19 protein-coding genes are annotated in these 19,248 nt (G+C 71.9%); 9 read left to right on the top strand and 10 right to left on the bottom strand.

Features of this window, described 5'->3' with window-relative positions; all coding sequences use genetic code 11:
• Position 1: 1 nt before the first annotated feature.
• From gcvP to gcvT, 3 genes are all read right to left on the bottom strand, one after another.
• Positions 2–2,884: an aminomethyl-transferring glycine dehydrogenase gene (gene gcvP, locus FGE12_RS02295; RefSeq protein WP_153864529.1), complete on the bottom strand. Its 2,883-nt coding sequence runs from the start codon at positions 2,882–2,884 to the stop codon at positions 2–4.
• Between the two features lie 84 nt (positions 2,885–2,968).
• Positions 2,969–3,361, bottom strand: a complete 393-nt coding sequence (gcvH, locus tag FGE12_RS02300; protein WP_153864530.1) for a glycine cleavage system protein GcvH — start codon at positions 3,359–3,361, stop codon at positions 2,969–2,971.
• Between the two features lie 34 nt (positions 3,362–3,395).
• Positions 3,396–4,478: a glycine cleavage system aminomethyltransferase GcvT gene (gene gcvT, locus FGE12_RS02305; RefSeq protein ID WP_153864531.1), complete on the bottom strand. Its 1,083-nt coding sequence runs from the start codon at positions 4,476–4,478 to the stop codon at positions 3,396–3,398.
• A 100-nt stretch (positions 4,479–4,578) separates the two neighbouring features.
• On the opposite strand from gcvT, the gene metF reads away from it, so the two are divergent.
• Together metF and FGE12_RS02315 are read left to right on the top strand one after the other, a co-directional pair.
• Complete coding sequence (gene metF, locus FGE12_RS02310; RefSeq protein WP_153864532.1) at positions 4,579–5,451, top strand: methylenetetrahydrofolate reductase [NAD(P)H]; 873 nt, start codon at positions 4,579–4,581, stop codon at positions 5,449–5,451.
• Positions 5,448–5,879, top strand: a complete 432-nt coding sequence (locus FGE12_RS02315; protein WP_153864533.1) for a hypothetical protein — start codon at positions 5,448–5,450, stop codon at positions 5,877–5,879. The genes metF and FGE12_RS02315 overlap by 4 nt, the downstream gene beginning before the upstream one ends.
• Here the strand turns inward: FGE12_RS02315 and folD are convergent.
• On the bottom strand, positions 5,866–6,717 hold the full coding sequence (gene folD / locus FGE12_RS02320) for a bifunctional methylenetetrahydrofolate dehydrogenase/methenyltetrahydrofolate cyclohydrolase FolD (protein ID WP_153864534.1): 852 nt from the start codon (positions 6,715–6,717) through the stop codon (positions 5,866–5,868). The two genes, FGE12_RS02315 and folD, sit on opposite strands and share 14 nt — an antisense overlap.
• A gap of 58 nt (positions 6,718–6,775) precedes the next feature.
• Here folD and FGE12_RS02325 point away from each other — a divergent pair, with 58 nt between their 5' ends.
• The 4 genes from FGE12_RS02325 to FGE12_RS02340 are packed head-to-tail and all read left to right on the top strand — an operon-like array spanning position 6,776 to position 10,414.
• Entirely contained in the window at positions 6,776–7,513 is a 738-nt protein-coding gene (locus FGE12_RS02325; RefSeq protein WP_153864535.1) for a TerB family tellurite resistance protein, read from the top strand.
• A gap of 34 nt (positions 7,514–7,547) precedes the next feature.
• Positions 7,548–8,243, top strand: a complete 696-nt coding sequence (locus FGE12_RS02330) for a Smr/MutS family protein (protein ID WP_153864536.1) — start codon at positions 7,548–7,550, stop codon at positions 8,241–8,243.
• 48 nt (positions 8,244–8,291) lie between these two features.
• Positions 8,292–9,287 carry an adenosine deaminase gene (locus FGE12_RS02335; RefSeq protein ID WP_153864537.1) on the top strand — a complete coding sequence of 332 codons (996 nt, stop codon included), beginning with the start codon at positions 8,292–8,294 and terminating at the stop codon, positions 9,285–9,287.
• 20 nt (positions 9,288–9,307) lie between these two features.
• Entirely contained in the window at positions 9,308–10,414 is a 1,107-nt protein-coding gene (locus FGE12_RS02340; RefSeq protein ID WP_153864538.1) for a quinone-dependent dihydroorotate dehydrogenase, read from the top strand.
• 66 nt (positions 10,415–10,480) lie between these two features.
• On the opposite strand, the gene FGE12_RS02345 is transcribed toward FGE12_RS02340, so the two are convergent.
• From FGE12_RS02345 to FGE12_RS02370, 6 genes are all read right to left on the bottom strand, one after another.
• A complete protein-coding gene (locus FGE12_RS02345) occupies positions 10,481–11,170 on the bottom strand; it encodes a DUF4097 family beta strand repeat-containing protein (RefSeq protein WP_153864539.1) in 690 nt (229 codons plus the stop codon).
• 62 nt (positions 11,171–11,232) lie between these two features.
• The gene (locus FGE12_RS02350) at positions 11,233–12,456 is read right to left on the bottom strand and encodes a glycosyltransferase (protein ID WP_153864540.1); all 1,224 of its coding nucleotides are present in this window, start codon (positions 12,454–12,456) and stop codon (positions 11,233–11,235) included.
• On the bottom strand, positions 12,446–13,735 hold the full coding sequence (locus FGE12_RS02355; protein ID WP_153864541.1) for an O-antigen ligase: 1,290 nt from the start codon (positions 13,733–13,735) through the stop codon (positions 12,446–12,448). The genes FGE12_RS02350 and FGE12_RS02355 overlap by 11 nt, the downstream gene beginning before the upstream one ends.
• 150 nt (positions 13,736–13,885) lie before the next feature.
• On the bottom strand, positions 13,886–15,562 hold the full coding sequence (locus FGE12_RS02360) for a DUF6178 family protein (protein WP_194797483.1): 1,677 nt from the start codon (positions 15,560–15,562) through the stop codon (positions 13,886–13,888).
• Positions 15,563–15,601: 39 nt separating this feature from the next.
• Complete coding sequence (gene yihA, locus FGE12_RS02365) at positions 15,602–16,261, bottom strand: ribosome biogenesis GTP-binding protein YihA/YsxC (protein WP_194797484.1); 660 nt, start codon at positions 16,259–16,261, stop codon at positions 15,602–15,604.
• A 6-nt stretch (positions 16,262–16,267) separates the two neighbouring features.
• Positions 16,268–16,762 (bottom strand): multiheme c-type cytochrome, encoded by a 495-nt coding sequence (locus FGE12_RS02370; protein ID WP_194797485.1) that lies wholly within the window; start codon positions 16,760–16,762, stop codon positions 16,268–16,270.
• A gap of 133 nt (positions 16,763–16,895) precedes the next feature.
• Here FGE12_RS02370 and FGE12_RS02375 point away from each other — a divergent pair, with 133 nt between their 5' ends.
• Genes FGE12_RS02375 through FGE12_RS02385 form a run of 3 tightly spaced genes read left to right on the top strand, consistent with a single transcriptional unit; the run spans position 16,896 to position 19,181 of the window.
• Positions 16,896–17,390 carry a hypothetical protein gene (locus FGE12_RS02375; protein ID WP_153864543.1) on the top strand — a complete coding sequence of 165 codons (495 nt, stop codon included), beginning with the start codon at positions 16,896–16,898 and terminating at the stop codon, positions 17,388–17,390.
• A complete protein-coding gene (gene coaE, locus FGE12_RS02380; protein ID WP_194797486.1) occupies positions 17,391–17,987 on the top strand; it encodes a dephospho-CoA kinase in 597 nt (198 codons plus the stop codon).
• A gap of 18 nt (positions 17,988–18,005) precedes the next feature.
• Entirely contained in the window at positions 18,006–19,181 is a 1,176-nt protein-coding gene (locus tag FGE12_RS02385; protein ID WP_153864544.1) for an SDR family oxidoreductase, read from the top strand.
• Positions 19,182–19,248: the final 67 nt, after the last annotated feature.

Below are 19,248 nucleotides of genomic sequence, written 5' to 3' on the forward strand. Positions count from 1 at the left end.
ATCAGGCGGCCTGCTCTGCGTAGTCCTCGGTGGGAGGGCAGGAGCAGATGAGCTTGCGGTCGCCGAGCACGTTGTTGAGGCGGCCCACGGAGGGCCAGAACTTGCCCTCGCGCAAGTAGGGCGCGGGGAAGGCGGCCTGCTCGCGGGTGTAGGAGCGATCCCACTCCTGCGCGGTGAGGACGGCGGCGGTGTGCGGCGCGTTCTTGAGCAGGTTGCCCTCGCGCGGCGCGCGGCCCTCCTCCACGTCGCGGATCTCCTGGCGGATGGAGATCATCGCGTCGCAGAAGCGGTCCAGCTCCGCCTTGGACTCGCTCTCCGTGGGCTCGATCATCAGGGTGCCGGACACGGGGAAGCTCACCGTGGGCGCGTGGAAGCCGTAGTCCATGAGGCGCTTGGCCACGTCCTCGACCTCGATGCCCGCGCTCTTCTTGAGCTGGCGCAGGTCCACGATGCACTCGTGGGCCACGCGGCCGCGCTTGCCGCGGTAGAGCACCGGGTAGTGCGGCTGCAGGCGCTCGGCGATGTAGTTCGCGTTGAGGATGGCGACCTTGGTGGCCTGGGTGAGCCCCTCGCCGCCCATCATCGAGATGTACATCCACGAGATGAGCAGGATGCTCGCGCTGCCCCACGGCGCCGCGCTGATGGGGCCGATGGCCTGCGCACCGCCCGTGGTCACCACGGGGTGGCCCGGGAGGAACTTCGTCAGGTGGCTCGCCACGCAGATGGGGCCCATGCCGGGGCCGCCACCGCCGTGCGGGATGCAGAAGGTCTTGTGCAGGTTGATGTGGCACACGTCCGCGCCGAACTGGCCCGCGCGCGTGAGGCCCACCTGGGCGTTGAGGTTCGCGCCGTCCATGTACACCTGGCCGCCGCGCTCGTGGATGATCCGGCAGATCTCCTGGATCTCCTCCTCGAACACGCCGTGGGTGGACGGGTAGGTCACCATCAGCGCCGCGAGGTTGTCCTTGTGCTGCTCCGCCTTGGCGCGCAGGTCCTCCACGTCGATGTTGCCGTTGTCGTCGCAGCGCGAGACCACGACCTTGTAGCCCGCCATCACGGCGCTCGCCGGGTTGGTGCCGTGCGCGCTGGAGGGGATGAGCACCACGTCGCGGTGGCCCTGGCCGCGCGCCTGGTGGTAGGCGCGGATGACCAGCAGGCCCGCGTACTCACCCTGGCTGCCCGCGTTGGGCTGCAGCGAGACGCCGGAGAAGCCGGTGACCTCGGCGAGGTAGCCCTCGAGCTGCTCGAAGATGGCCTTGTAGCCGGCCGCCTGGCTCGGGGGCGCGAAGGGGTGCAGCTTGCTGAACTGCGGCCACGTCACCGGGATCATCTCCGCGGTGGCGTTGAGCTTCATGGTGCAGCTGCCCAGCGGGATCATCGAGTGCGTGAGCGAGAGGTCGCGCGACTCGAGGCGCTTGATGTAGCGCAGCATCTCCGTCTCGGAGTGGTAGCTGTTGAAGACCGCGTGCGTGAGGTACGGGCTCTTGCGCTGCAGGCCCGCGTCCACGGGGCTCACCAGGTCCTGCGCGAGCGCGTCCACCCCACCCTCGAGCTTCTTGCCCTGCGCGAAGACGCCGAGCAGCGCCTCCACGTCGGAGGCGCGGGTGGTCTCGTCCAGGCTCACGCCGATGCTCTTCTCGTCGATGCGGCGCAGGTTCATGCCCTGGGCCTCGGCGGCCGCGAGCACCGCGCGGGCGGCCGTGGAGGAGAGCTCCACGCGCAGCGTGTCGAAGAACTGGTCGTGCTTGGGCTTGAGGCCCAGCTTCGCCAGGCCCCGCGCGAGCACCGTGGTCAGCCCGTGCACGCGCTCCGCGATGGCCTTGAGCCCCCTGGGCCCGTGGTACACGGCGTACATGCTGGCGATGATGGCCAGCAGCACCTGCGCGGTGCAGATGTTGCTCGTGGCCTTCTCGCGGCGGATGTGCTGCTCGCGGGTCTGCAGCGCCATGCGCAGCGCGCGCCGGCCCTGCGCGTCCGCGGACACGCCGATGATGCGGCCCGGCATCACGCGGGTGAAGGCGTTCTTGCAGGCGAAGAAGGCGGCGTGCGGGCCGCCGTAGCCCATGGGGACGCCGAAGCGCTGGGCGCTGCCCACCGCCACGTCCGCGCCGAACTCGCCCGGGGGCGTGAGCAGCGTGAGCGAGAGCAGGTCCGCGGCGACGATGAAGAGGCCGCCGGCCGCGTGCACCTTCTCACCGAAGGCCTTGTAGTCGTGCACGGCGCCGTCGGTGGCGGGGTACTGCACCAGCGCGCCGAAGAACTTCTTGGCGCCCAGGTCCACCGTGCGGTGGTCGCCCACCACCACCTCGATGCCCAGCGGCAGCGCGCGGGTGCGCACCACCTCGATGGTCTGCGGGTGGCAGGAGTCCGAGATGAAGAAGGTGCGCGCCTCGCCGCCCTTCACGGCGAGCGCCACGGCCATGGCCTCGGCGGCCGCGGTGCCCTCGTCCAGCAGGGAGGCGTTGGCCACCTCCATGCCGGTGAGGTCCATCACCATGGTCTGGTAGTTGAGCAGCGCCTCGAGCCGGCCCTGCGCGATCTCCGCCTGGTAGGGCGTGTACTGGGTGTACCAGCCCGGGTTCTGGAAGATGTTGCGCAGGATGACGTTGGGCGTGTGCGTGTCGCTGTAGCCCATGCCGATGAAGGACCGGAACACCTGGTTCTTCGCGGCGATCTTCTCCAGCTGCGCGAGCAGCTCGTGCTCGCTGGGCTGGGCGGCGATCTTCAGCGGCTCCTTCGAGCGGATGGCCGAGGGGACGGTCTGGCCGATCAGCGTCTCGAGCGAGTCCACGCCGAGGGTGGCGAGCATCGCCTCCAGCTCGGTGGCGTCCGGGCCGATGTGGCGGCCGGAAAACTGCTCCTGGTGCTTCCAGTTCAGGTTCATGGTGCTTGGGGCCCTTTGAGCCTTTGAGGCAGAGGTCGCGGAAGGGGTAACGAGAACGCCCTGTAACAGCCGGCGCCCGCCGATTTAGTGCGCCTGCTTCGCGAGCAGCTTCTCGTACGCGCTGGCATCCATGAGGCCGTCCAGCTGCTTGGTGTCCGAGAGCTCGACCTCGACGATCCACCCGGCCGCGTACGGGTCCGAGTTCACGGTCTGGGGGTTGTCGCTCAGGGCGTCGTTCACCTTCACCACCTTGCCGCTCACGGGGGCGAAGAGCTCGCTCACCGCCTTGGTGGACTCGATGACGCCGAAGGGCTGGCCGGCCGTCAGCGTGGCGCCCACCTTGGGCAGCTCCACGTAGACCACGTCACCGAGCGCCTCCTGGGCGTGCGAGGTCACGCCCACCACCACCGACTTGCCCGAGGGGCGCGCCCACTCGTGGTCCTTCGTGTACTTCAGATCCTGGGGGACAGCGGCCATGGCGTTCTGCTCCTGGAAAGGGGGCTGACGAGACTCAGGACTTCTTGAGGAAGGGGGTCTTCACGACGGTGGCCGGGACGGCGCGGCCACGGATGTCCACGTCGAAGGTGGAGCCCTCGGCGGCGAGCTCGGTGGGCACGTAGGCCATGCCGATGGGCTTCTTCACCGAGGGGCCCATGGTGCCGCTCGTCACCTCGCCCACGCGCTGGCCGTCCTTGAGCACGGGGTAGCCGTGGCGGGGGACGCCCGCGCCGGTGAGCTCGAAGCCCACGAGCTTGCGCTTCACGCCCGCGGCCTTCTGGGCGACGAGCGCGTCCTTGCCCACGAACTGCGCCTTGTCGAGCTTCACGATCCAGCCCAGGCCGGCCTCGAGCGCGGTGTGCGCGTCGTCGATGTCGTTGCCGTAGAGCGCGTACTTCATCTCGGTGCGCAGCGAGTCGCGGCAGCCGAGGCCGGCGGGCTTCACGCCGTCCTGCTGCCCTTCCGCCATGAGCGCGTTCCAGAGCTTCTCGGCGTCCTGCGGGGGGCAGTACAGCTCGAAGCCGTCCTCGCCGGTGTAGCCGGTGCGCGAGATGATGCACTTCACGCCCGCGACCTCGCCCTCGGTGAAGCGGTAGGTGCCGACCTTGGAGAGGTCCGCCTTCGTGAGCCGCTGCACCAGCGCGGGGGCCTTGGGGCCCTGCACGGCGATCTGGGCGAAGTCGTCGCTGCGGTTGACGGGGGCGACGCCTTTGGCGTGCTCCTTCATCCAGGCGAAGTCCTTGTCCACGTTGCTCGCGTTGACGCAGACGAGGATGCGCTCGGCGCTGAAGCGGTAGGCGACCACGTCGTCCACGAAGCCGCCCTGCTCGTTGAGCAGGCCCGCGTACACCGCCTGGCCGTCCGCACAGCGCGCGAGATCGTTGCTGATGAGCGCGTTGGCGCTCTCGAGCGCGCCGGGGCCGCGGAACTCGATCTCGCCCATGTGCGAGACGTCGAAGAGACCCACGCCCGTGCGCACCGCCTCGTGCTCCGCGATGACGGAGGTGTACTGCACGGGCATGTCCCAGCCCACGAAGTCGACCATGCGGGCCCCCAGCTTGCGGTGGGCCTCGTTGAGCGGCGTGCGCCGGGGCATGGATCTCTCCTGAAAACGTGTGGGGGAAAAAGGCGCGCGGACTATAACTGCGCACCCCCTCCGATCAAGGTCCCACTGGAGGGCGAGGACGGCGCGCCGCATGAAGATTCGTTATCGCTTGAATCCGTCCAATCCCTGCTTCTCGTTCGAATTCTACCCCCCGAAGACGGACGACGGCACGCGTGCCCTGCTGCGCACCCTGGAAGAGCTCGCTCCCCTGGAGCCCGGGTTCGTCTCGGTGACGTACGGGGCGGGCGGCAGCACGCGCGACCGCACGGTGGACCTGGTGACGCAGATCAAGCGCACCACGGGCATCACGGCGATGGCGCACCTCACCTGCATCGGGCACGACCGCGAGGAGCTGCGCGCCATCCTGCGCAAGCTCTCGGACGCGCAGGTGGAGAACGTGCTGGTGCTGCGCGGGGACCCCCAGGCGGGCGCGCCCGGCTTCGTGCCCCACGAGGGGGGCTTCCGCTACGCGAGCGAGCTCGTCGAGTTCATCCGCGGCGAGGACTTCGGCTTCTGCCTCGGCGGGGCCTGCTACCCCGAGGGGCACGTGGAGACGGTGAGCCGCGAGGAGGACCTGGTCCACTTGAAGCAGAAGGTGGACGCGGGCCTGGACTTCGTCATCACCCAGCTCTTCTTCGACAACGCCTTCTACTTCGACTTCGTGGAGCGGGCGCGCCGCGCCGGCATCAACGTCCCCATCGTGCCGGGCATCATGCCGATCACGAACTACGAGCAGCTGCAGCGCTTCACCCGGATGTGCGGGGCCACGGTGCCCATGCGGCTCGCGCTGCAGCTCGAGCGCGTGCGCGATCAGCCCGAGGCCCTGATGCAGCTGGGCGTGGCGCACGCCACGGTGCAGTGCATGGAGCTGCTCTCGCGCGGCGTGCCCGGCATCCACTTCTACACCCTCAACAAGTCCCCCGCGACGCGCATGATCGTGGGGGCACTGCGAGCTCGCACATGAGCGGTCCCGGCGTCGAACTCCCCCCCTCTGACCCCCGTCTGCTGATCCTCCGCCACCTGCGGCCCCCCGCCTTCCTGCTGCTGTGCGTGGGCATCCTCAACGCGTTCTTCTGCGCGGTGATGGCCGTCGCGCTCGCGCTGCACGCGCACATGCCCTGGGAGGACCCGGCCACCGGCACGCGCGCCGCGGGCGCCACGCCCACCCTGCCCCTGATCGCGATCCTCGCGTTCTCGGCCATCTGGAGCGCGCTCACCATCCAGGGCGCGCTCAACACGATGCGCCTGCGCGGCTACGGGCTCGCGGTGGTGGGCGCCATCGGCGCGATGGTGCCCCCGGCGATCACCTGCACGGTGGGGCTGCCCATCGGCATCTGGATGCTGGTGGTGCTCAACCGCCCGGGCGTGAAGAGCGCGTTCAACGCGAAGTAGCCGCGCGCGCGGCCTGCAGCGTGTTGCGCATCAGCATCGCGATGGTCATCGGGCCCACCCCCCCGGGCACCGGGGTGATCATCCGGGCGTGCACGAAGGCCGGGGCGAACTCCACGTCGCCCACCAGCGTGCCGTCCGCGCGCCGGTTGATGCCCACGTCGATGACGACCGCGCCGGGCTTCACCCAGTGGCCCCGCACCAGCTCGGGCACCCCGGCCGCGGCCACGAGGATGTCCGCCTGGCCAACCTCGCGCGCCAGGTCGCTCTTGCGGTGGCACACCGTCACGGTGGCGTCCGCCTGCAGCAGCATCAGCGCCATGGGCTTGCCCACGATGTTGCTGCGCCCCACGACGACGGCGCGCTTGCCCGAGGGGTTGCAGCCCACCCCGCCGAGCAGGTGCATCACGCCCAGCGGGGTGCAGGGGCGCAGGCCCGGGAGGCCCAGCGAGAGGCGGCCCGCGCTCACCGGGTGGAAGCCGTCCACGTCCTTGTCGGGGCTCACCGCCGCGATCACCGCGTCCACGTCCAGGTGCGCGGGCAGCGGGAGCTGCACGAGGATGCCGTGCACGGCCGGGTCCGCGTTGAGCCGCGCCACGAGCGCGAGCAGCTCCCCTTGCGAGACGGTCGCGGGCAGCGGGTGCTCCCAGGACTGGAAGCCCACCTCCGCCGCCGCCCGCTTCTTGCCGTTGACGTAGATCTTCGAGGCGGGGTCCTCGCCCACGCGCACCACGGCGAGCCCGGGCGTGGGCCCGCCGCTCGCGCGCAGCCGCTCCACGTCCTGCCGCACCTGCTCGCGCACGCGCGCGGCGATTGCCTTGCCGTCGATCAGCTGGGCCATGGCGCGGCGCTCTATATGGCAAACTGGGCAGCGGCAAGGGGGCCTCGCACCGGTGCTCATGGGCAAACTCGTCGGTGCACTGCTGGGGCTCGGCCTGGGGCTCGCCGTGGGCAACCCGCTCGGCGCGGTGCTGCTGGTGGGCGTGGGGCTGCTCGCGGGCCACCTCTACGACGACCTGCGCCCGCTGCCCGCGCCCTCCGGACCGGACCTCACCGCCGACACCTGCGCGCTGCTGCTCGAGGTGGCGCGCGCGGACGGCGAGCCGGGGCGCGAGGAGCTGCGCGCGGTGCGCGAGCACTTCGCGGATGCGCTGGGCTATGGCCCCCAGGCGCTGGGCGCGGTGCGACGCTGCCTGAAGGCGCAGCTGCAGGCCCCGCGCGCGCCCGGGCCGGCCGCGGTAGCGCTGAGAGAAGTGCTCGGTGGCGCTGAGCGCCTCCGCCTCTTCGAGGCGCTCTGGACCCTCGCGCTCGCCGACGGGCGCGCGAGCAACGCCGAGGTGCAGGCGCTGCGGCGCGTGGCGGGGCTGCTCGGCATCCCGGCCGAAGCCCAGGCCGAGCGCGAGCAGCGTTCCCTGCAGCCTCCCGCCGAGCCCGCGGGTCACGCGAGCTACGCGGCGCTGGGGGTTGCGGCGGACGCGAGCGACGCAGCGGTGCGGCGCGCGTTCCGGCGCCTCGCGGCGCAGGCGCACCCGGACCGGGTGGCGCACCTCGGCCGCGCGGAGGGCGAGCGGGCCACCCTGCGCTTCCAGGAGCTGGAGCGCGCGTACGCCGAGATTCGGAGGCTGCGCGGGCGCTGAGGGCGGATTAAGAGTGGGGCTCCCGGGAGGACGGATGAGCGAGCGCGGTGGCCCGCCGAAGAAGAAGGACAGTGGCTTCAACACCCCCTTCGCGGCGCTCAAGGCGCTGAAGAAGGTACCCGAGCCCGCGGCGCCGAAGAAGGCGCCCGCGCCGCCCCCTCCCCCGAAGAAGCTCGCGAAGCCGATCGAGGAGGACGACGCCGCGCTCTTCTACGCGGCGATGGACGGCGTGTCGCAGCTGACCGAGCGCGGCAAACCGCCGCCCGAGGACCCTGCCCTTCCCCGGCTCATCGAGCAGCTCGCGGACGACAACGCCGAGGCGCTCGCGCAGCTGGCCGAGCTGGTGGAGGGCCGCGGCGACTTCGACATCGCGGAGCGCGGCGAGGTGCTCGAGGGCTCGGCGTCCGGCGGCGCGGACCGCTCGCTGATGGAGGCGCTGCGGCGCGGCGACTTCGGGCTCCAGGGCCAGCTGGACCTGCACGGCATGGGGCAGGCCGAGGCCCGCGATGCCGTGGAGCGCTTCCTCACCGAGAGCCGACGCGGCCACAAGCGCTGCGTGCTGATCGTGCACGGGCGCGGGCTGCACTCGAAGGACCAGCTGCCGGTGCTCAAGGGCCAGGTGCAGTCGTGGCTCTCACAGAAGCGCATCGGGAAGCGGGTGCTGGCGTTCGCCACTGCACGTCCGCAGGACGGTGGCGCGGGCGCGCTGTACGTGCTGCTGCGCCGCTGAGGGGGGGGGCGCCTTTACGCCCGCGCGGCGCTGTGCATACATACCGCCATGGCTCGCGACCTGATCGATCTGCACATCCACGTGGGCGGCGCCGTGGCGCCCCACATCCTCTGGTCCATCGCCCACCAGCAGGGCTTCAAGCTGCCGGTGAAGGGATACTTCGAGTTCGTGGAGCTGATCACCTCGCGTCCCGGCAAGGTGGGCAGCCTCGACGACTACCTGAAGATCCTCCACACCTGGACGGAGAAGATCCAGAGCTCGCCCAGCGCCATCGAGCGCAGCGTGTACGAGATCATCGGCAAGGAGTACCGCGGCAGCCGGGTGACGCAGATGGAGCTGCGCTTCAACCCGATGAAGCGCAACCTCAACAGCGAGCTGGACCTGGACCACATCATCCACGCGGCCCTGCGCGGCATGGACCGCGCTTCGCTCGAGTACGGGGTGAAGACGGGCCTCATCTTCTGCCTCGCGCGCGAGTGGGATCACCGGCTCAACAGCATCCTGGTCGAGAAGGCGATCAAGTACCGGGGACGCGGCGTCTACGGCATCGACCTCGCGGGCAGCGAGAAGAACGCGATGGAGAAGCGGCCGGACGCCCTGCGCGAGTTCCAGGATCTCTACGAGCGCGCGCGCAAGGCGGGGCTCAAGTGCACGGTGCACACGGGCGAGACGAAGGGCACCGGCGCCGAGGGCGTGATGACGGTGGTGGAGGCGCTGCATCCGCACCGCATCGGCCACGGCATCCTCGCCGCCTACGACGAGAGCGCGATGCGCATCCTGCGCGAGCGCAACGTGCTGCTCGAGCTGTGCCCCACCTCCAACCTGCACACCAAGGCGGTGGAGGGCCTGGACGAGTTCAAGCACATGGTGCGCACGCTCTGGGACCGCGGGGTGAAGTTCAGCATCAACACGGACGGGCCCTACCTGCTCGAGACGGACATGAGCAGCGAGGTGGCGCTGATGGAGAAGCACGGCATCCTCACGCCCGACCAGGTGAACCAGACGCTCGCCTGGGCGCGCGAGTACTCGTTCATTCCGGCCTAGGACTTGATATCGGAGGGGCCATGTACCCGCTCCTCCGCACCCTCCTCTTCCTGCTCCCGGCCGAGGCGGCCCACGAGCTGACCCTCTTCGCCATGCGGCTGCTGAGCCGCTTCCAGGGGCTGTGCCGCTGGCTGCGCGAGCGGGCGCTGGGGCTGCCGCCGGTGGATCTCTCGGTGGAGCTGGCGGGCCTGCGCTTCGCGCACCCGGTGGCGCTCGCGGCGGGCCTGGACAAGGAGGCGGCGGCGGTGGATGCGCTGCTCGCCCTGGGCTTCAGTGCGGTGGAGGTGGGCACGCTCACCCCGCGCCCGCAGCCGGGCAACCCCCGCCCCCGCCTCTTCCGCATCCCGGAGCAGCGCGCGGTGATCAACCGGATGGGCTTCAACAACGGCGGCGCGCTCGCGGCGGCTGAGCGCCTGCGGCGCCGGCGCTGGCAGCCGGCGCCGGTGGGCGTGAACATCGGGAAGAACAAGGACACGCCGCTGGAGCGCGCGGTGGACGACTACGTGGCCTGCGTGGACGCGCTCGGGGCGCTGGGCGACTACGTGGTGGTGAACGCGAGCTCGCCCAACACCCCCGGCCTGCGCAAGCTGCAGGAGCCCGAGGCGCTGGGCGCCCTGCTGCGGGCGGTGAAGGCGCGGCTCGCGCAGGTGGCACCGGGCAAGCCCCTGTTCCTGAAGATTGCCCCGGACCTCACCCCCGAGGCCGTGGACGAGGTGGTGGACGTGGTGCGCAGCTGCGGCCTGGACGGGCTCATCTGCACCAACACCACGATCGCGCGGCCCTTCGAGCACCCGGTGGCGAAGGAGGCGGGAGGGCTCTCCGGCGCCCCGGTGCGCGAGCCGGCGAACGCCGTCATCCGCCGCGCCTACCAGCGCAGCGGCGGCACGCTGCCCATCATCGGGGTGGGCGGGGTGTTCAGCGCCTCGGACGTGGTGGAGAAGCTGCGCGCCGGCGCCTCGCTCGTACAGGTGTACACGGGCTTCATCTACGAGGGGCCCGGGATGCCGCGGCGCCTCGCACAGGGCCTGAGCGAGCACCTGCAGCGCGAGGGCCTCAAGAGCGTGCGCGAGCTGGTGGGCGCGGACGCGCGCAGGGCAGCGCCGCCCGCGGTGCTCGCCACGCCGTAGAAGAGGAAGAGGCCCTGCCGACCCCTTGGAGGGTCCGGCCGGCAGGGCCCCGAGAAACCTGGATGCCTAGCTGCGCGGCTCGACGTCGAGCGCGCCGCTCACGGTGCTGACGTCGATGTCGTGGGCGCCGGCGCCGTACTGGCGGCTCACGCTGCCCAGCGCCTTGCTCTTGCCGTTGAAGCTGCCGCCCACGGTGGAGTAGTCGACCTTGGCGCTGGCGTGGTCCGGCAGCTGGAGCTTCACGTCCCCCGCGACGGTGCTCACGTCCGTGTCCGCGACCTCCTGGGGCGCGAGGCGCACCGAGCCGTTCACCGTGCTCACCTTGAGCGCCTGGGTGGAGCCGGAGAGCTCCACGGCGCCGTTCACGCTGCTGACCTCCTGCCGGCCGCTCACGCCCCTCACCCGCACGGCGGCGTTCACCACCGAGAGCTCGAGGCGGGCGCCGCGCGGCACCCGAAGCGTGAAGTGCGTGTCCGGCGGGTGGTTGCAGCTGCGGTTCTTCTCCGCGCAGGGCCCGCAGCACAGGCGCGCCGTCACGGTGTCCCCCTCCTGCTTCACCTCCACCGGGTAGTCGGCGAGCGCCTCGGCGCTGCCCTCCTGACGCGCCTCGACGGTGACCTTCCCCGTCTCGCTCCCCTCGATGGTGACGGAGCCGTTCACGTCCGAGACGTGCACGTTCGGGGCGGCGCCCGCGTCGAAGGAGAAGGACTGGGGGTTGGGCGTGGCGGCGAGGGCGAGGAGGAGGAGGGCGTGCATGCGGGGCCTCGGGAAAGGGAGGGGCTCTGCATGCCCTACGCAGGGCCCGCCCGGCCATTGCATCAGGCGCCCGCAGCGGCCTCGGCTGCGTGCCCGGGGACCCAGGCAGCGGCCTCGGCCCCCTTCCCTCCCACCACCCTGCGGTACAGGGCGTCGTGGCGGCGCACCATCTCCGCCAGCGTCAGCTCGCGCTCTACGAAGCGGCGGCCCGCGGCCCCCAGGGCCTCGGCGCGCACGGGGTCCGAGAGCAGCTGGAGGAAGGCGTCGGCGAGCTGCTCGGGCCGGCAGGGCTCCACCACCAGGCCGCGCGCGCCGTGCAGCACCAGCTCGGGGTTTCCGCCCACGCGGGTGACGACCATGGCGCGGCCTGCGGCGAGCCCCTCCATCACCGCGTTGGAGAGCCCCTCGGCGCTCGAGCAGAGGACTCCGAAGGCCGCGCGGGCGTAGAGGGCCGGCACGTCCTGGCGGAAGCCGAGGAAGTGCACCTGGCGCCGCAGCCCCCGCTGCTCGCAGAGCCGCTCGAGCTCGGGGCGGCGGGGGCCGTCGCCCACCAGCAGCGCGTGGAGCACGGTGCCCCGGCGCGCGAGCAGGGCGAGCGCGTGGAAGAGATCCTCCTGGCGCTTCACCGGGTGGTTCATGTTGGCCACGTGCAGCAGCCAGGGCGCACCGCCGGTGTCCGGGAGTGGCGCCTGCAGCCCGGCGGCGCTGCGCGCGTCGAAGCGCGGCAGATCCAGCCCGTTGTGGATGACGCTCACCCGGTCCGGCGCGAGCCCCTCCTCGGACAGGAGCTGGGTGCGGATGGCCTCGGCGTTGACCACCACGTGGTGCGCGAGGCCGGTGAGGTGCGCGTGGAGCGCGCGGCGCGCGGGCCCCTGCCAGTGCGAGAGATCCAGCCGCCCGACGATGGCCTTCACCCCGGCGAGCCGGCACGCGGGCACCGCCAGCGCCGAGGAGTAGAAGTCGTGCACGTGCACGAGCTCCACCCGCTGGCGCCGCAGCCAGCGCGCGAGCCGCGCCACCTGCAGCGCGGTGTTCGCCTGGGCGAGCGAGCCCTGCAGCGGGAAGGCCTCGGGCGCGTGCCCCAGCGCGCGCACCGCCGGCAGCAGCGCCCCGCCCTCCTGCAGCACGCACACCTGCGTGCGGTAGTGCGCGGGCAGGCCGCGCAGCAGCTCCACCACCTGGACCTCGGTGCCGCCCAGGTGGAAGGAGCGGGTGAACTGCACCAGCCTCAGCGGCCGGGGCGCAGGCAGCGCCCCCGCCTCACGGTGGCTGCCCTCAGAGGGCATGGCGCGTGGGCTCCCACGCGGGCTCCAGCGGTTCGGAGGGCGCGCTCGCGGGGCCGCGCTGGGGCACCAGGGCCGTCGCCTCGCGCATCCGGGCGAGGCGCTCGGCGCTCGCGGCGAGGCCGAACAGCATGTACAGGTGTGCGGATTGGATGTAGCCGGCGGACAGCTGGCAAATGAGGTAGCCCACGATGCTCGCGCCCAGCGCGCGTGCGACCCAGCCGATGTTCGGGTCCAGGCTCGCCTCGAAGGCGCCGCCTACCGCGCCTCCGGCGAAGATGAGGAAGAGGAAGAAGCCCACCCAGCCCAGCTCGCCGAGCACCTCCAGGAAGAGGTCGTGGGCCACGTAGGCGCGGTGGGACTCCGGCGGGGCGTACAGCGGCCACGCGAAGCGGAAGCCCCCCGCCCCCACGCCCAGCAGCGGCTTGTCCAGGCTGATGCGGCTGGCCACCTGCCACGCGTAGACGCGGCCCATGGCCGAGGCGTCCTGGTGGAACTCGGTCACCGTCTCGTTGCGCTTCCAGAAGCTCTCCGGCGCGAACACCACCAGGCCCAGCGCGAAGACGGCCCCGAGCACGATGGCCTGCAGGCGCCGCTTCTCGCGGATGGCCCACAGCGCCATCGCGGTGGCGAGGCCGCCGAAGCCGCCGCGCGAGTGGGTGAACACGATGGCCACCACGGCGAGCACCGCGGCGGCCGTGCACGCGATGCGGAAGAGCCAGCCGGTGCCCTTGCGCGCGATGAAGGCCACCGCGAGCGGCACGACGATGCCCACGTTCATCGCGGTGCGGTTCGGGTCCGCGTAGATGCCCACCCAGCGGGCGCGGAAGCCCTCCACCAGGTTCTCGCCGACGAGGTACCAGTTGATGACGCCGATGGAGGTGATGATGGAGCCCAGCACGAATGCGCCCAGAATCACGGTGAGGCGCTTCTCGTTCGTCACCACGTTCACCACGGCGAGGTAGATGGCGCTCAGCTTGAGCACCTCGATCGCCACCGCGCGGCTCTCCAGCGGGTTGATGGACCAGCTCATCGAGGCCACCACCACCACCGAGAAGCACATCAGCGAGACGCCGCGCACCCCGTCCAGGAAGAAGGGCTCGGCGCGCCCCACCCGGCGCATCACCACCAGTCCCGCGGCCAGCCCCGAGGTCAGCAGCGCGAGGCGCAGGGGCGCCAGGGCGGGGATCCACTCGCCGGGCACCGCGTACATGCAAAATGCGAAAGCCGTCAGGCAGTAGAACGCGAGCACGTCGCGCTGCCGCCCCTGTTCGCCCACCATGCCCACTCCTCCCGAGCGACGCTCTGAAAGCACACTTCTGCGACGCCCCCCTCAAGCAGGGTGCGTGCCAGGCTTCCGAGCAGCCATTGCCCGTGGATCCAGTGACTTGGCGAGGGCTGCGCCGACGGGGGCCCGCGCAGCCTGAAAGAGTTACGGCGTCGCGCTGCCCTCCATGGGAAGGATCACGGCCAGCGTGGGGTGGATGCGCCGCTCCTGGAGGAAGGGCGCACCCAGCTCGGTGCGCAGCCGTTCCAGGGTGGCGTTCACCAGCCGACGCAGCTCGGGCCGGGCGCCCTCCTCCACCGCCGGCTCCAGGGCCGCGAGGGCGCGCTCGGCGGCGCTCGCGCGCAGGCGGGGCGCCGCGGGCTCCCCCTCGAAGAGGCGCTCGCCCAGCTCGCTCCCGCGCCCTTCGGGCAGCGGCCGCGGGTCCACCCGGCCCTCCAGCACCGCCATGGCCACGGCGGCGGTGAAGAGGCGCTCCACCTCGAGCGCCTTGAGGTCCACCCCGAAGCGGGCGAGGCGCTCGCGGGCGCTCGGCTCGCTGCCGCCGAGCAGCGCGCGGAAGATGGCCCCTTGCGCCTCGGCGCGGCCGAGCAGCGCCTCGCTCAGGGCGAGCTCGCGCAGGTTGCGGAAGGGCACGGCCTCGGCGCCCTGCACCCGCAGCGCGCGCCGCGGACGCTTGCGGCGCAGCGCCTCCACCCCCGCGGCCTCCTCGGGCATCAGCAAGAGCGTGTCATCCATTCGCGCGAGCGGCGCCTTCACGAGGCGGTCCGCGCGGTACTTGAGCGCGAGCGTGAGCGAGAAGCCCACCTGGAAGAGGCGCGGCAGGGGCACCTCGCGCACGAGCTCCGCGGCGCGCGCGGGGGCGGCGCCGGTGAGGTGCTCGAGGCCCAGCGAGAGGTAGTCGCGCACCATCTCGCCCACGCGGCGCAGGGCGTCCAGGTCCCCGGGGTCCGCGGCCTCGGCCACGAGCGCGGCGTTCGCCACCCCGCGCAGCTCGTCCTCGAGGTTGTCGCGCTCCACCGCGTCCAGCTCGCGGAAGGCCGCCTCCAGGTAGTCCACGTGGCCGCCCGCCGCCGCGAGCGCCTGGCCGGGCGAAGCCGCGGGCGCGGGCCTCGCTCCGGGGTCCACGTAGCTGAAGAGCCGCACGGCCTCCTCGAGCGGCGGGAAGCCCAGGTCCTGCAGGCGCCCGGCGCGGAAGCGGTAGGCGATCTCCTCGAGCTCACTGGGCACCTCCCAGCGCGCCGCCTCGAAGAGGCGCACCGCCTCGAAGGGGTTCTCGGCGATGAGATCGTTGAGCAGGTGGCGCAGGCCGGCGAGCTCCGCGCCCTCCACCTCCTTGAACTCGAGGAGGTAGCGGCCCTCGGGCGTCTCCATGGTGACGCCCTCCGGGTTCACGTCCGGGTTCTCCTCCAGGTCGTGCACCACGGTGAACTCGCGCAGCAGGTACTCGAGCAGCTCCGCGTCCACGCCGTGCACCTTGCGCAGGAACTCCTCGGGCTCGTCGCCGCGCGCGGCGCGCAGCCAGGTGAGCAGCGCGTGCGGGTCGATGCGGTCGCGCTCCCAGCCGCCCAGGTCCACGAAGGTGCGGAACTGCGCCGGGCTCGCGAGCTGCACCAGCTCCGGCGAGTCCGCGAGCCCCACGTCCGCGATGGCGAAGTAGAGATCCTCGGCGGGCATGCTGCGCACCAGGCGCCGGGCGTCCGGGGCGCTGATCAGCGCATCGAGCCGTGCCTTGGGCGAGAGCTGTGCGAGCTGCCGGCGCAGGCTGCTCAGCCCCTCCTGCGCACCCTTGCCACTTCCCTGCGGAGTCTTGGAGTCGGACACGGGGCGAGCCCTACCACAGGGGGCCGCCGGGAGGGGGGATTACGGGCCCCGGGGCTCCTTGGGCTCCTTCGGCTCGGGCGCGTGCACCGAGCGGCGCCCGAAGGTGTCCAGGAGCGCGTCCCACATCTCCTCGACGCCGATCTTGTCCGTGGAGCTGAAGGGCAGCACGGCCTCGAGCGGCAGGCCCAGCTCCTCGGCGAGCGCCTTCACGCGCGGCTTGCGGCGCGCCTTGGGGAGGCGGTCGATCTTGGTGGCGGCCACGAGGATGCGGCGGTCATGCGCCTGGAGGAACTCGAGCGTGCGGTGGTCCTCCTCGGTGGGGCCCACCTCCGCGTCGATGATGCTCACCACCGCCTCGAGCCGGTGCCGCTTCTCGAGGTAGGTGGTGATCATCTTCTCCCACTGCGCCTTGTCGCTCTTGCTCGCCTTGGCGAAGCCGTAGCCGGGCAGGTCGCACAGGCGCACGCGGTGGCGCAGGCGGCCGCGCTCGAGGTCCACGTCGAAGAAGTTCAGGGTGCGGGTGCGCCCCGGCGTGTTGGAGACGCGCACCAGCTTCTTGCGGCCGGTGAGCGCGTTGATCATGGACGACTTGCCCACGTTGGAGCGGCCCACGAAGGCCACCTCCACGCCGTGGTCGGTGGGGTAGCCGTGCGGCTCCACCGCGGTCGTGACGAACTGCGAGTCGAGGATCTTGATCACCGGGTCCTACTTCTTGTCCTGCCCGTGCGGGGAGGCCTCGGCGCGCGCACCGCTGCGGCGCGCGCGCTCGGCGGACCAGTGGTCGATCGCCTTGAGGCTCTCCACGAAGTTGAACGGCTTGAGCGAGGGGCTGGAGGCGTCGTGACAGGTGCGGCAGCTCTTCTCGCTCGGGTCCACCAGCCCCACGAGGCGCGAGAGCTCCGCGTCCTTCATCACGTAGCTGGGGGAGTAGTACTGACCGCCCCCGTGGCAGGTCTCGCACGTCACCTGCGCCACCTGCTGCTCGGCCTGGTTCGGCGCGTGGCAGCTGAGGCAGCGCGCGTCCCCCTTCTGCTGCGTGTTGAGCGAGTCGGTGGCGCGCGCGTGCTTGGACTGCATCCAGGCGTCGTACGCCTCCGGGTGGCAGCCCTTGCAGCTCTCCGGCCCCACGAAGTCCGCGGCGAGCGCCGCGCTGGAAGTGGCCAGGATGACGAGGAAAATCCAGGGTCCGGGAGCGCGCATGGCAGCGGCGAGCACTAGCAGACCCGGGAAGAGCGCGGCAAGGCAGGAATGGGCGGCTTTGAATGGCGGACACCCGGGCCGCGTCCCTCGCGCTTGAGGCCCTGCGGCCCTTTCAGTAGGAACCCCGAGACCGATGCGCACCCCTGCCCTGCCCCCGCTCGCCCTGCTGCTCCTGCTGCTCGCCGCCGCGCCCGCGCTCGCCAAGCCCTGGCAGGGCATCGAGCCCGGGGTGAGCCGGCGCGAGGACGTGCTCAAGCGCTTCGGCACGCCCACCCGCACGGTGAAGCCCGAGGCGGGCAAGGCGGGCCCCGAGGTCATCGCCTACCTGGCCAAGCAGGCCATCAAGGGCACCACCCAGGTGCAGTTCAAGCTGGACCCGGCGAGCGGCGTGGTGGACCGCATCGACGTGTTCCCCGCCCCGGTCATCGACCGCGAGGCGATCGAGAACACCTACGGCGCGGCCTGCCCCACGGGCCCGCTGCCGGAGACCCCCTGCTACCTCAAGAAGATCACCGAGGACTTCCGCAGCTACTACCTCTACCCCCGCCTGGGGCTCGCCATCTTCTTCAACGAGGACGGCAAGACGGTGAACTCGTTCATCTTCACCACGCTGCGCGGGGCGAAGTAGGTGCACCTGTACGGGCTCACCGGAGGGATTGCCTCGGGCAAGAGCACCGTGAGCCGCATGCTGCGCGAGCTGGGAGCGCAGGTGCTGGACGCGGACGTGCTCGCGCGCGAGGTGGTGGCCTCGGGGACGCCCGGGCTCGCGGAGGTGGCAGCGCGCTTTCCCGGCGTGCTGGGCCCGGACGGAGGCCTGGACCGGGCGAAGCTGGGCCAGCGCGTGTTCGCTGACGCCTCCGAGCGCGCCGCGCTCAATGCCCTGCTGCACCCGCGCATCGCGCAGGCCTTCCTCGAGCGCACGCAGGCGCTCGCCGAGGCCGGCGCCGCGCGCGTCATCTACGACGCCCCGCTGCTCATCGAGAACGGGCTGCACACGCGCATGGAGGGGGTCATCCTGGTGGCGGTGCCGCGCGAGGTGCAGCTCGCGCGGCTCATGGCGCGAGACGGCCTCTCGCGCGAGGCGGCCGAGGCACGGCTCGCCTCCCAGCTCCCGCTCGAGGACAAGCGGCGCCACGCGACCTGGGTGGTGGACAACGCGGGGGAGCTCGCGGCCACGCGCGCGCAGGTGGAGCGCATCTGGGAGGCCCTGCTCGCACGCGGCTGACGTATGGTGCGCCCCGCCATGAGTGAGACGCGCGCGCCCGCAGCTGCCCCCAGCTACTTCGTCACCGGCTTCCCGGGCTTCATCGGCAAGCGGCTGGTGACCCACCTCGCCGAGGCGGAGCCCCGCGCCCACCTCGCGCTCCTGGTGCAGCCGCGCCACCTGAAGGAGGCGCAGCGGCTGGTGAAGGGGCTCGAGAACCCGGGCCGCGTGGAGCTGCTCACCGGGGACGTGGCGGACATGCACCTGGGCCTCTCCGGCGAGGAGTACGAGCGGCTGCGCGGCCGCACCACGGACATCTTCCACCTCGCCGCCCTCACCTCGCTCAGCACGCCCAAGGAGACGGCCTGGCGGGTGAACGTGGACGGCACGCGCAACGTGCTCGAGCTCGCGCGCGACTGCGGCGGGCTGCGGCGCTTCAACCACCTGTCCACCTGCTACGTGTCCGGAGACCGGGTGGGGGTGATCGCCGAGGACGAGCTGGACCGCGGCCAGGCCTTCCGCAACGCGTACGAGGAGACGAAGTTCCACGCGGAGCGCCTGGTGCAGCGCGCCGGCGCGAGCCTGCCCGTCACGATCTTCCGCCCCGGCAGCGTGGTGGGCGACAGCCGCACGGGGGAGATCGACCGCTTCGACGGGCCCTACTACCTGGGCATCCTCCTGGTGACCTCGCCGCTGGTCGCGCCCCTGCCCCTGCCGGGCAACGGCGTCGCGCCGCTCAACGTCATCCCCATGGACTACCTGGTGGAGGCGGTGTGGACGCTGAGCCGCGACCCCGCGGCCGTGGGGCAGACCTTCCACCTGGTGGACCCCAACCCGATGAGCGCGCGGCGCGTGTACGAGCTCGTCGCGGAGCGCGCGAACCGCAAGCTGCCGCGCTTCAACCTCTCGGCGCGCGCGGCCGACGTGATGCTGCGGCTGCCGGTGCTCGAGCGGCTCGCGCGCCCGCAGCGCGCGGCCATCAGCTACGTGAGCCACCTGGCGCTCTACAACTGCCACAACACGCTCGAGCGGCTCGAGGGCACGTCGGTGCGCTGCCCTCCCCTGCTCAGCTACCTGGACCCGCTGGTGGACTACGTGCGCGGGCAGTACGAGAAGCGCCGCGAGCAGGCGCTCGAGGTGGAGGACCCGCTCGACAGCCCGCTGCCTTCGCCCGCGGGAGACGACACGGACGGCGGGCGCTCGCGGCGGCACTGAGCAGCCTCCCCACCCGGTCCATCCCCTGAACGACGACGCCCCCTCCCGCGAGCTGCGCGGAAGGGGG

This window comes from Aggregicoccus sp. 17bor-14 (assembly GCF_009659535.1).
GTDB lineage: Bacteria > Myxococcota > Myxococcia > Myxococcales > Myxococcaceae > Aggregicoccus.

What these genes read in the sequence shown, in the direction of transcription:
- gcvP (WP_153864529.1), bottom strand. Translation starts at nt 2,884, where the DNA reads ATGAACCTGAACTGGAAGCACCAGGAGCAGTTTTCCGGCCGCCACATC.
- gcvH (WP_153864530.1), bottom strand. Translation starts at nt 3,361, where the DNA reads ATGGCCGCTGTCCCCCAGGATCTGAAGTACACGAAGGACCACGAGTGG.
- gcvT (WP_153864531.1), bottom strand. Translation starts at nt 4,478, where the DNA reads ATGCCCCGGCGCACGCCGCTCAACGAGGCCCACCGCAAGCTGGGGGCC.
- metF (WP_153864532.1), top strand. Translation starts at nt 4,579, where the DNA reads ATGAAGATTCGTTATCGCTTGAATCCGTCCAATCCCTGCTTCTCGTTC.
- FGE12_RS02315 (WP_153864533.1), top strand. Translation starts at nt 5,448, where the DNA reads ATGAGCGGTCCCGGCGTCGAACTCCCCCCCTCTGACCCCCGTCTGCTG.
- folD (WP_153864534.1), bottom strand. Translation starts at nt 6,717, where the DNA reads ATGGCCCAGCTGATCGACGGCAAGGCAATCGCCGCGCGCGTGCGCGAG.
- FGE12_RS02325 (WP_153864535.1), top strand. Translation starts at nt 6,776, where the DNA reads ATGGGCAAACTCGTCGGTGCACTGCTGGGGCTCGGCCTGGGGCTCGCC.
- FGE12_RS02330 (WP_153864536.1), top strand. Translation starts at nt 7,548, where the DNA reads ATGAGCGAGCGCGGTGGCCCGCCGAAGAAGAAGGACAGTGGCTTCAAC.
- FGE12_RS02335 (WP_153864537.1), top strand. Translation starts at nt 8,292, where the DNA reads ATGGCTCGCGACCTGATCGATCTGCACATCCACGTGGGCGGCGCCGTG.
- FGE12_RS02340 (WP_153864538.1), top strand. Translation starts at nt 9,308, where the DNA reads ATGTACCCGCTCCTCCGCACCCTCCTCTTCCTGCTCCCGGCCGAGGCG.
- FGE12_RS02345 (WP_153864539.1), bottom strand. Translation starts at nt 11,170, where the DNA reads ATGCACGCCCTCCTCCTCCTCGCCCTCGCCGCCACGCCCAACCCCCAG.
- FGE12_RS02350 (WP_153864540.1), bottom strand. Translation starts at nt 12,456, where the DNA reads ATGCCCTCTGAGGGCAGCCACCGTGAGGCGGGGGCGCTGCCTGCGCCC.
- FGE12_RS02355 (WP_153864541.1), bottom strand. Translation starts at nt 13,735, where the DNA reads ATGGTGGGCGAACAGGGGCGGCAGCGCGACGTGCTCGCGTTCTACTGC.
- FGE12_RS02370 (WP_194797485.1), bottom strand. Translation starts at nt 16,762, where the DNA reads ATGCGCGCTCCCGGACCCTGGATTTTCCTCGTCATCCTGGCCACTTCC.
- FGE12_RS02375 (WP_153864543.1), top strand. Translation starts at nt 16,896, where the DNA reads ATGCGCACCCCTGCCCTGCCCCCGCTCGCCCTGCTGCTCCTGCTGCTC.
- FGE12_RS02385 (WP_153864544.1), top strand. Translation starts at nt 18,006, where the DNA reads ATGAGTGAGACGCGCGCGCCCGCAGCTGCCCCCAGCTACTTCGTCACC.